Origin of the sequence: Pseudoduganella namucuonensis, assembly GCF_900116645.1 — a bacterium.
GTDB lineage: Bacteria > Pseudomonadota > Gammaproteobacteria > Burkholderiales > Burkholderiaceae_D > Rugamonas > Rugamonas namucuonensis.
Genome location: NZ_FPBO01000059.1, coordinates 19,384 through 31,238 on the forward strand (window position 1 = coordinate 19,384; position 11,855 = coordinate 31,238).

Annotated in this window: 4 protein-coding genes; 1 reads left to right on the forward strand and 3 read right to left on the reverse strand. The window is 60.4% G+C overall.

All coding sequences use genetic code 11. From position 1 onward, the window contains the following. Positions 1-43: 43 nt before the first annotated feature. Positions 44-7,822 (reverse strand): type I secretion C-terminal target domain-containing protein, encoded by a 7,779-nt coding sequence (locus tag BM436_RS38620; protein WP_177307779.1) that lies wholly within the window; start codon positions 7,820-7,822, stop codon positions 44-46. 238 nt (positions 7,823-8,060) lie between these two features. After that, positions 8,061-9,281 carry a glycosyltransferase family 4 protein gene (locus BM436_RS33990; protein ID WP_093561223.1) on the reverse strand — a complete coding sequence of 407 codons (1,221 nt, stop codon included), beginning with the start codon at positions 9,279-9,281 and terminating at the stop codon, positions 8,061-8,063. An 840-nt stretch (positions 9,282-10,121) separates the two neighbouring features. Here BM436_RS33990 and BM436_RS33995 point away from each other — a divergent pair. Continuing rightward, the gene (locus BM436_RS33995; protein ID WP_093561225.1) at positions 10,122-11,069 is read left to right on the forward strand and encodes an NAD-dependent epimerase/dehydratase family protein; all 948 of its coding nucleotides are present in this window, start codon (positions 10,122-10,124) and stop codon (positions 11,067-11,069) included. Positions 11,070-11,281: 212 nt separating this feature from the next. On the opposite strand, the gene BM436_RS34000 is transcribed toward BM436_RS33995, so the two are convergent. After that, positions 11,282-11,855 (reverse strand): GDP-mannose 4,6-dehydratase (locus BM436_RS34000; RefSeq protein ID WP_143133457.1); only part of this gene is annotated, 574 nt, incomplete at its 5' end.

The window sequence follows — 11,855 nt, forward strand, 5'->3', positions numbered from 1 at the left end:
TTTAGTACAGGCGGGATGCTGCATCCTGCGGTGATCAAGTGCTTCAGTCGCGTATCAGCATGGAGCCGGCGCTTAGCGCGGGGTGGCTGGCCGTGCCGATCAGGGCGATCTGCTGCTGCGCCAGCGCGCCACTACCATCGGAGTCGTAATACAGCTTGCCGCTAGCCTGATCATAAATGATGCGGTCATCCGCGTCCAACGCGGCCGTGCCGGCGACGAACGCCGTGACCGCCAGCGCCGTCGACTGCACCGCCCCGAAAGCTGTGAAGATGTCGTCGTCCAGCACGATCACATCCGTGCCGGAGCTGAAATCGACAAGCGTGTCGATGTTCTCGCCGCCCGGCGCGCTGTCGAACACAAACGAATCCCCCCCCGCGCCGCCGGTCAGCGTGTCTCCCCCCAAGCCACCCGCCAGTGTGTCGTTGCCGGCGTTGCCGAACAGGTTGTCGTTACCCGCGTAGCCATTCAACATGTCGTTGCCGGCGCCGGCGCGCAACAGGTCGGTACCGGCCGAGCCGTTCAGCTGCGCGGCGCGGCCCTCCTTGTAGCCGTCGGTGATGTAGTGCCGCGTCACCGCCGCCAAATCGCCGCCGAAGGCCGCGCCCAAATCCGCGTAGCGCGCCAGGTACCAAGCCGCATCGAAGCTGGCGCCACGCCCCTCCTGGAAACCGTTGCTGATATAGTGCCCCAGCGCGGCGTTGGCGTCGGTTTTGAAGACTCCGATCAGATCGCCGTACGAGGCCACATAGCTCAACGCGTTGAAGCCGCCCAAGTCCAGCAGCTTGTCGGCGAAGCGCAGCCGCTCCACCCCGCTCAGCGTGTCCGTGCCCTCGTCGCCGTTGGCCAGGTCGGTGTCCCACACCGTGACGACGCCGCCCGCGTAGCTAAGCTTGTAGCCGGCAACGGCGCCGCCGAACATGGCCGTGTCCGTACCCGCGCCACCATGAAGCGCATCGTTGCCTCCGTTGCCGGTCAACACGTCGTCGCCGGCGCCGGCGCGCAGCAGGTCGGCGCCCCCCGAGCCGTTCAGGTGCGCGGCGCGGCCCTCCTTGTAGCCATCGGTAATGTAGTGCCGCGTCGCCGCCGCCAAGTCGCCGCCAAAGGCCGCGCCCAGGTCCGCGTAGCGCGCCAAGTACCAGGCGGCATCGAAGCTGGCGCCACGCCCCTCCTGGAAACCGTTGCTGATATAGTGCCCCAGTGCGGCGTTGGCGTCGGTTTTGAAGACTCCGATCAGATCGCCGTACGAGGCCACATAGGTCAACGCGTTGAAGCCGCCCAAGTCCAGCAGCTTGTCGGCGAAGCGCAGCCGCTCCACGCCGCTCAGCGTGTCCGTGCCCTCATCGCCGTTGGCCAGGTCGGTGTCCTGCACCGTCACCACGCCGCCCGCGTAGCCGAGCTTGTAGCCGGCAACGGCGCCGCCGAACATGGCCGTGTCCATGCCCGCGCCGCCATGAAGCGCATCGTTGCCTCCGTTGCCGGTCAACACGTCGTCGCCGGCGCCAGCGCGCAGCAAGTCGGCGTCCGCCGAACCGTTCAGGTGCGCGGCGCGCCCCTCTTTGTAGCCGTCGGTGATGTAGTGCCGCGTCACCGCCGCCAAGTCGCCGCCGAAGGCCACGCCCAGGTCCGCGTTGTGGGCCAAATACCAGGCCGCATCGAAATTCGCGCCGCGCCCCTCCTGGAAGCCGTTGCTAATGTAGTGCCCCAGGGCGGCGTTGGCATCGGTCTTGAAGACATTAATCAAGTCGCCATACGAGGCCAAGTAGTTGAGCGCATTGAAGCCGCCCAAGTCAAGCAGCTTGTCGGCGAAGCGCAACCGCTCCACGCCGCTCAACGTGTCCGTGCCCTCGTCGCCGTTGGCCAGGTCGGTGTCCCGCACCGTGACGACGCCGCCCGCGTAGCCGAGCTTGTAGCCGGAAGCGGCACCGCCGAACATGGCCGTGTCCGTGCCCGCGCCGCCCTGGAGCGCATCGTTGCCACCGTTGCCGGTCAACACGTCGTCGCCGGCGCCGGCGCGCAGCAGGTCAACGTCCGCCGAACCGCTCAGGTGCGCGGCGCGCCCCTCTTTGTAGCCGTCGGTGATGTAGTGCCGCGTCACAGCCGCCAAGTCGCCGCCGAAGGCCACGCCCAGGTCCGCGTTGTGGGTCAAGTACCAGGCCGCGTCGAAATTCGCGCCTCGCCCCTCCTGAAAGCCGTTGCTAATGTAGTGCCCCAGGGCTGCGTTGGCGTCGGCCTTGAAGACATTAATCAAATCGCCATACGAGGCCAGGTAGTTGAGCGCGTTGAAGCCGCCCAGGTCCAGCAGTTTGTCAGCGAAGCGCAACCGTTCCACGCCGCTTAGCGTGTCAGTTCCCTCGTCGCCGTTGGCCAGGTCGGTGTCCCGCACCGTCACGACGCCGCCCGCGTAGCCGAGCTTGTAGCCGACAACAGCGCCGCCGAACATGGCAGTGTCGATGCCCGCGCCGCCGTCGAGCACGTCGTTGCCAGCGTGGCCGGTCAGGGTGTCGTTGCCACCGTAGCCACGCAGGGTGTCTGCGCCGGCTGTGCCTGCGAACGCGTCGTCGCCATCAGCGTTGGCGCTGCGGCCTTCCTTGTAGCCAAAGTTGATATAGTGCCGCGTGGCCGCGTCCAGGTCGCCGCTGTAGAGTGCGCGCAGGTCGGCGTAGTTGGCCAGGTACACCGCCGGATCGAAGGTAACCGCCCGGCCCTCCTGGAAACCGTACTCGATGTAATGCTGGAGACCGCCGTCAGGCGAGTCCTTATAAAGGTTGATCAGGTCGGCGTGCGAGGCGATGTAGCGCAGCGCGCCGAAGGTGGCTAGGTTAAGCTGCCGGTCGGCGAATTGCAGCACCTCGAAACCGAGCAGTCCGTCGCGTCCATTGTCGCCATTGCCAGGATCGAGATCCTGCACACTCACGCCCCGCCAATCGCCGCTGCCACCGTTGTAGGTCAGTCGGTAGCCGGCGACGTTGCCAGAGAACACGGCAGTATCCACACCGTCGTTGCCATACATCAGGTCGCTACCCTCGTCGCCAGACATTCGGTCGTTGCCGCCGCCACCGTACATCAGGTCGGCGCCGCCCCCGCCGGAAAGCACATCGTCCAAGGCGCCCCCCGCAAGCATATCTATCCAGCCGTCTCCGGCGATATCGCGCGCCGCCGTGATACCGCGCGGATCGACACCCTCGACGAAATTCCTGGCGGTCAGCGTCGAAGCCAGCACGTTCCTCAGCACCAGCACCGTCACGCCGGTGGTCTGGACATTGCCGCCCCCGTCGAACCGCAGCAGCGTGTCAGCGCCTGACTGCACTAGGCCAAGCTTGCCTTCCATGAACGGATTGACCGGCCCCGGCCAGCCGAACAGATCCTTTATCCCTATCCGGTCACCTTGGTCGCCAGCGACAAAGTCACTCACCTCGTATGGGGAGCCGGTGCCGACGTTGAATGTGTCGCGACCGCCGCCGCCGCTGGCCGTCACCGCCAGTGTCAGGGCAGAGATATATTGCACAGCAATATGATCCTCTCCCTCGCCTCCGACAACGACGACGGCGTGCATGGGCGCAGCCCCGCCATAGGACAAAACGCTCAGGACATCATCGCCGGCGCCGCCGTCCAGCGTATCGGTGCCGTTGCCAGCAAACAGAGTGTCATTACCGTCACCACCGAATAGGCTACTGCCGCCGTAGCCGTCCACGTCAAGCTTGTCATTACCAGCGCCACCGCTCAGTACATTGCTGCCACCGAAATCCGACAATCCATCATTGCCACTGCCACCATCCAGGCGATCATCGCCGACGCCTCCAGACAAATCATCATCGCCAGCGCCACCAGCCAGCACGTCATTCCCCTTGTCTCCGCGCAGATAGTCATTCCCGGCGTCGCCGTATATCATGTCGTCGCCCGCATTGCCCGACAAATAGTCAACGCCATCGCCGCCATTCATCGTATCGTCGAGAAAACCACCCGAAAGCGAATCTCCCGCCGCGCCACCAGCCAGCGTCATGCCGGTACTCGCGCCATCCGGAGAAAGGTGGCCAACGAAGTTTTCTCCGGTCAAGTTGGCCGACGATACACCTTGCAACACCATCAGATCCTGGTGCGGGGCGACTCCGGTTCCATCGAAGTCGTACCGCAATACGGTATCCGCGCCGCGCTGCACCAGCTTGAGCAACCCGCCTGCGACAAATGGATTGGGACCTTCGTAGGCCGTCCCAAGCAGCTTTAACACATCGATGCGATCTCCACCGGCGCCGACCGCAAAATCCGCGACGATGAACGTGCCGCTGGATTTTGTCCCGCCCAGTACGTAAGTATCCGAACCCGCGCCACCCGTCACCCGCACGGTGGAAGCCCGCTCATAGTGCCGGTTATAGGTGACGATGTCATCACCATCGCCGCAATCCACCACGACGGTGTTCAGGACCCCGCTTCCGCCATAACCAGTCCAAATGTTGACGCTGTCATTGCCCGCGCCACCCACGATCGTGTCGTCACCGGCACCCGCCGACAGGTAATCATCACCACCCCCGCCATCCAGCGCGTTATTCCCGCTGTCGTCATAGAGATCATCGCTGCCTGCTCCGCCGCTCAGTTGGTCGTCGCCGGCCTGACCGCTCAAGCGATCATTGCCGTCGTCTCCGGACAATGTGTCATTGCCAAAGTTCCCGAGCAAGACGTCGTCGCCCGCGCCGCCCAGCAGCACGTCGTTTTCACCGGAATACGAAATCTCATCGTCGCCAAGCAAGAAATCGTTGCCCTCCCCGCCCTCCACCTGATCATTGCCGGGGCCGCCTGCCAGGACATCGGCCTCCCCATTTCCCACTATCGTATCGTTGAGGAGGCCGCCCGTCAGCTTATCTTTGGCGCCAGATCCAAGCAGCATCAAACCGTCGTTGGAGCCTGATGGACTGATGCCCTGGGTAAAATTGGCGACGGTCAGATTCGTTGCGGTGACACCCCGAAGCGTGAGCATGTTGGCATAGCTGTAACTGCTGCCCGCCGCGCCGTCGCGGTCGTACTGAACCAGGGCGTCGGCGCCACTTTGCTGGAGGCGCAAATAGCCCAGCGCGCCGAAAGGGTTCCCGCTTGGCGGTCTGAAGGCACTACTCTCCATCAAGGCAACGACATCGAGCACGTCCCCACCATTACCAGCGACAAAGTCGCTGATCACCACGGTCATCTGCAGAGCGGCAAACTGGTAAGTGTCTGTTCCTGCACCGCCAGTCGCGTTGATACTGGTATTGATGCCTGTGCGATTGCTGCCGCGGAATTGGATCACATCATTGCCATCCCCCCCTTGCAGCGTGATGGCATTGTCAATAAGAGAATAATTGCCTGCGATAAAAAAAGTATCATCACCAGTTCCGCCAATTAGCGTATCGTCGCCCTGATAAGTGGTGAGCGTATCGTTGCCCTCGCCACCTTCGAGGCGGCTGGCGCCGCGCAGGTTGTCGTGGGATGCGGCCTCCTCCCCTCCGCTGGATAGGGCATCGTCGCCTGCGCCACCGAGCAATACGTTATCGCCAAGCGTATCAGTGAGCTGATCGTCGCCATTGCCGCCACTCAGCGTGTCATTTCCGTCTGCGCCAGTCAGGTAGTCCTTCCCGGCTCCGCCATTGAGCGCGTCGTTTCCAGCCTCACCATAGAGCTGGTCGCCGGTGCCCGCGAGGGTTTCATCGCCGCCATCAATGATATCGTCGCCTTTGCCGCCATATATCGTATCGGCACCGTCGCCCCCTTTGATGATGTCGTTCAGGAAGGCCCCTTGCAACACATCGTTGCCCGGCGTACCGTCAAGCACGCGCCCGACGCTCAGCACTGGGGTGAAATTTCCAACGAAGGTGGCCGCGCTCAGACTCGAAAGCGACACGCCCTTCAGCGTGAGCATACGAGTCATCGCGTATTGCGCTCCCGCCGCTCCATCGCGATCAAGCCATACGGACATGTCGTTCCCGTCCTGCGACGCCGCAAGGTAGCCAGTCGGCCCGAATGGATTGCTGCTGTTCGAAGGTAGGGCACCGCGCAAATCGATGCGATCACCTTCCGCCGCAGAGAAATCGGTGATCGTGTAATCCAGGACCATGTTGACACCCTTGAACACAAAGAGGTCGGCCCCCGCGCCCCCGTTTGCAGAGATCCGGACTGGCTCGGTGTAGAGCCATGACTGGATAAGGTCGTCACCTTCGCCGCCGAAAACCTGTACCGTGTGGCTGGCTTGCTGGCCGCCGGACGTCCTGATGTTTAACGAGTCATTGCCGGCGCCACCCGACAGCGTATCGTTGCCATAGCCGCCGGTGATCGAGTCGGCCCCATCATCGCCCTCGTAGAGGCCGGCGCCGATGGCGGTGGAGCTCAACGTGTCGTTGCCCGCTCCGCCACGCAAAATGTTGTTTCCATACTGCTCTTCCAGGAAGTCATCATCTGCGCCGCCTTCCAGCACATCGTCGCCCTCCTCGCCACGCATAGTGTCGCTGCCATTGCCTCCCAGCAGCGAGTCATTGCCCTCGCCCCCCCACAGTTCGTCACCGGCGTCCTGTGCCAGGCCGGTGCCCCCGTCGAGCAAATCGTTCCCATCCTGCCCGTCTAGTGTGTCAAACCCTTGTAGGCCATACAGCGTGTCATCGGCCACGTAGCCCAACAGCCGATCGTTGCCGGCGGTACCGTACACGGTCATGCCTTTGCTCGTCCCCGCCGGATCCAGGCCGCCAACAAAATTGGCCGCCGTCACTTGCTCCATCCGCACGCCGGCCAGCCGCGCCACCGTATAGAACTCCGTGGCCGACGCGTATTTCAGCTCCTGCACCAAGGTATCGGCACCGTCCTGCGTCAATCGCATATACCCGCCGGGACGGAAGGGGTTGCCGCGCGCATCCGACCAAAGCATGATCATCCAGAGATCGATCAGGTCGCCCCCGGCACCGGCCTGGAAATCGGTAACCACGTACATGTCATCGCCGTTCCCTCGGCGAGGCAAGAGAAAGGTATCCACGCCGCCGCCGCCGCTGGCGATCACGCTGGTGTTGGCTGCACTATAAAATTCGACCTCGATCCGGTCTTCACCATCGCCGCCCGACACGACCGCGCTACCGCCTGCTGCGTACTCGTCAGACAACGAAATTGTATCGTTGCCCGCCCCGCCTTCGATGGTGTCCTGTCCATTGCTATGGAAGTAATCATTTCCGGCGCCCCCATCAAGCACGCTGTGCTGGGAGTAAGCCATGTATGTATAAAAGGAATCGTTGCCTGCGCCCCCGCAGAGGAAATTGTGGCCATCGGAATCAGCGAGCTCGTCATCGCCATCGCCGCCGTCAAGCGAATCGTCGCCCTTGCCCCCGTCGAGGTTATCGTCGCCTAGCCCGCCACGCAGGGTGTCGTTGCCATGGTAGCCGCCGAGGCTGTCATCACCACCACCACCTTCGAGCACGTCATCGGCCAAACCGCCTTCCAGCAGGTCCGCCCCACCGGATCCGAGCAATGTAACCGGCGCGGTGCTGTATTCGGTCTGGAAGTGAATTTCAAACCAATAGCCAACCGGGCTTCCAGCCAAGTCCTTGACTAGGCCATACGGGATGTCGACCGTATAGCGCGATGAATAGGCGAGGTTGGCAGGTAGGTCCAGCGTGAGCGTCGCGCCGGAAATCGTGATGCGAGGGCTGGTGCCGATGCTTTCTTGGGTGACGATACGCGACGCGTTGTCGCGGACAATCAGATTGCCGCTACCCGCCTGAATCTCTCCGCTGAATCTCAAGACGATGTTGGCGTCGACTGCGACGCCGGTGGCATAGTAGCTAGGCGAATAGCTGACGAGGGTGGGAACGGTGGACATGAGGAGCACAAGTTGCAAAAAAGGGTTAATAATACTACAGCCAAAGTTCCCTTTCAGAAATTCCGTCCGCGCGAACTGGGGCGGAGCCGGTGACAAGCGCCGTACCGCGAAGACGTAGGCTACGGATGAGGAGGTCCACCCGGGGCGGCACCAGATGCTCCGCCGAGGAAAAAATGATCGGCCATCCATGCGAGGAAGCCGTCTGTCGGCGGCCAGACATGCACCGACTGGCTAGGCATCAAATGCCCAGCGCGCCCATTTCGCGCTGGATCAGCGCCTCCCACTGCGCGACGCCGAATTGGATCGAGTACAAGCTGGTAATGGTCTCGCGCGCGGCGGCGCGCAGGGCCTGCCCGCGCTGTGGCTGGTTCAGCGCCACCTCGATCATGTTCGCCAGCGCTGCAGTGTCGAAGAAATCGACCAGCAGACCGTTGCGGCCGTCGCGCAACACCTCAAGCACGGGCGCCGTCCGCGAGCCGATCACCAGACAGCCGCAAGACATAGCCTCCAGCATTGACCACGACAGCACGAAGGGATAGGTAAGGTAGACGTGCACGCTCGACACCTGCAAGGCCGTCAGGTACTCCCTGTATGGCAGCTTGCCTAGAAAATGCGTGCGGCGAGGATTTACGGGAATCTCGCGCAGCAACTTCTCCCGCCAGTTCAGCGCGTCCTTCGGCTTGGCGCCATAACTGGTATCGTCACCGCCGATGACCAGCACGTCTACGTCGACACTCCTCTCTTGCAGTTGGCTGACGGCTCGCAAGAACTGCGGGAAACCGCGGTAGGGTTCCAAGTTGCGCGCCACATAAGTTAGCACCTTGTTGGAACTGTTGAGCACGCGTCCGTCCGGCAGCGTAAAGCGCGCGGCGGGATTCGGGCGAGCCAGTTCGGTGTCGACCCCCTCATGGATGACGTGGATGCGCCCCTGGTAGGCGGTGGGATGGACCTGCTTTTGCCAATGCGTGGGAGACACCGCCACGTCGCAGTATTCCAAGTTAAACAGGTGCAGCATGTTGCGCGTGCGAATGCGCGCGCGGTCGTCCACGCTCAGCGGAAAGTCCGGGTCGAAGCCTGCGTCCGCGCCGTCGGTCTGGTAATAAAATTCACAGAAACTAAACAGCTTGGCGTGCGGATAGATATCCTTCACATACAGAGCGTCGCCCCAGCCCGGATGGGCCACGATCACGTCAGGCGTGAACCCCTCGCGCTTCAGGCCGGACAGCCGTTCCGCCACCGCCTGCCCCGTCAGTATTCCGTGTTCTATGCCCCGCAGGTAGCGGTGGGTGGTCTTGGCGGGCGCACGGCGCGGCGCGTAGCGGACCAGCGGCACACCCCGCATGGCAGCGGCGTTATCCTGTCCCACGCTGACGACCGTGTGGTCCGGATTGCGCGCCAGATGGGCCGCCAGATGACGGAACTGGCCGGGAAAGTTCTGGTGCAAAAACAGGAAGCGCATAGTTGAATCCAGCTCGGGGTTGGACGCGGCCGGAATGAGGAAAAGGGCATTCTAGCCTGAAGTTCCCCATATTTTTTTTAGAGCTTGAAGTAAATTATAGGGTCCTCGCGCTGCCGGCAGCTTGACGGCCTTTTACCAGTCTTGTTACCCTGAAAGCCCTGAGACTAGTTCAAGCGCGCGTATTTGTATGGGGATAGGATTGAGATGACTTGACGGTCGCCGTGTCGGCGTCATCTCTGGGGATGCTGCAGATGTTGCCCACGATGGTCGCCACTTCCGCCAATAGCGGTGGAAGCAATGGACGGGGGAGTGATCATCGAGGCTTGCTGGCGAGCTTCCTCAGCGCCGCGTCGGGGCGCTTGACGGGCGCCACGGAGTCACCTGCGAACTTGGCTTGCGGGTCCGTTGCGGTGAACATCAGTTCTCGCCAAGCATCTCGCAAATGCCATTCAGCGTAGTAAATCAGCATGCACAGAAAGATATGCACGCGGACCCGGTTTCCCAGCCTATGATGAATCGGCGCCACCTTCAATCGGCGGCCTTAAATGAGAGGAACGCCTCACTGTACTTTGCAGGTGCGTGTACGGTTTCACGCGAAACGAAAGGCTTGTAGAGAAACCTGTCTGTTACAATATTCCCTTTTGGCCTCACCCATAACATTTTACAATGTAAAAATAAAATGGATATTACTAACCAGTATTTCCGGGCAGGGCGACCACCTGCAGAATTCCTACTAGCACAAACTGAGTTATGTTGGTTGGCAAAAACTTCACTAGCGGAACTGTGCAAGATAATAAGTGATGCTGATATGACTCCTAACCAAGCAGGATTATCTTACTAATGAACCCTTTAGAAATCATGTCACTCACACGTGAAGGCGTGGGTAAAACCGCGCTTATAACCGGTGCAGACAGCTTTACTGGTCAATATGTCGCAAGAGAATTACTCGCTGCAGGATATCGCGTAATTGGAACAACGAGCTCAGGTCAAGGAAACTTACCGTTCGGAACTCAGATCCGAAAATTAGAACTTATTGATCGGATTGCGATTCGGATTCTTTTATCAGAGGCTCGACCCGATGTTGTAGTCCATTTGGAAACTCATCCTAAGACCCAATCTGACGATATAGAGAAAATTTATACAGTCGATATCGCTTGGACCAGCAAGCTACTGGAAGAGTTGGATGCAATTTCCCTCAAGCGTCCCATTGTTATGATTATCTCTGACGCAAGCGTTTATGGAAACTCATCGCATTCCGTTATAGATGAGCAAGTAGAAATATCCCCACTCGATGACTTCTCGGTTTCAAAAATTTCCGTTGAGCACATAGCGAAAATTTGGATGGATCGTATCCACATCATTATTGTCCGGCCATTTAACTACTCAGGGCTCGGCCAGCATCCAAGCTTCTTTTTGCCGAAAATAGTGGATAGCTTCCAAAGAAGAGAAGCAAGTATTAGATTACCCCAATTGAATATCAAAAGGGATTTTTCAGATGTGCGACTAGTGGCTGCCGCATATCGCGCATTACTTTATCGAGCGCCTGAGAGCGGAGTATATAACGTCTGCTCCGGTATCGCTTACTCTCTGGAAGACATTCATAAAACAATGGAGACTATCGCTGATTTCAAAATAAACCTCATTGAAACCAAGGCATTGAAATTGCCGGAAGTTATTGAAGTGCAAATTGGAAACAACAATCGCTTAGAAAATGTTATTGGGAAAATCATTCCAATTCCATTGGAGAAAACCTTAAGGTGGATGTACACCAATGGCTCAGAAACTTAAAAATTAATGGAAATATATCAACCACTCGACTGGAGCGAGCGCAGCGAAAACCGGTGGTAAAATGCCCGGCTTGGCGTACGCGTGCCAACATGTCGGCGAAATGCCGCCTTCCGCGCCGCCCAGCTGAGCTGCTGCCTGATCTGCGTCAGGCGCGCTTGCCGCGCCTTGTCAGGCCGACCACAGCAGCCGGACCCACACTTTGCTTTCGATCATCAGAATGAAAATCCGGCTTGGTTCCGGTGCAGGTCGGCCTCCACCATCATCTGGCACAGCTCCTCCAGCGTGGTCTTCGGCGCCCAGTTCAGTTCCTTCAGGGCCTTGGCGGGATCGCCGATCAGCAGCTCGACCTCGGCCGGACGGTAGAACTTCGGCGACACGCGCACCAGCACCTTGCCGGTCTGGGCGTCGTGGCCGGTCTCATGGTCCGCGCTGCCCTGCCATTCGATGGCGATGTCCACCGCCTTGAAGGCCATGGTGACGAAGTCGCGCACGGTCTCGGTGCGGTTGGTCGCCAGCACGTAGGTGTCAGGCTGGTCGGCCTGCAGGATGCGCCACATGCCTTCCACGTATTCCTTGGCGAAGCCCCAGTCGCGCTTGGCGTCCAGGTTGCCCAATTCCAGCGTCTCCAGCTTGCCCAGCTTGATCTTGGCGACCGAGTCGGTGATCTTGCGGGTGACGAACTCGCGGCCGCGCAGCGGCGACTCGTGGTTGAACAGGATGCCCGAGCAGCCGAAGATACCGTAGGACTCGCGGTAGTTCACCGTCATCCAATGCGCGTACAGCTTG

Excerpts from the sequence above, each read along its gene's own strand:
- BM436_RS38620 (WP_177307779.1), bottom strand. The coding sequence starts at position 7,822 with ATGTCCACCGTTCCCACCCTCGTCAGCTATTCGCCTAGCTACTATGCC.
- BM436_RS33990 (WP_093561223.1), bottom strand. The coding sequence starts at position 9,281 with ATGCGCTTCCTGTTTTTGCACCAGAACTTTCCCGGCCAGTTCCGTCAT.
- BM436_RS33995 (WP_093561225.1), top strand. The coding sequence starts at position 10,122 with ATGAACCCTTTAGAAATCATGTCACTCACACGTGAAGGCGTGGGTAAA.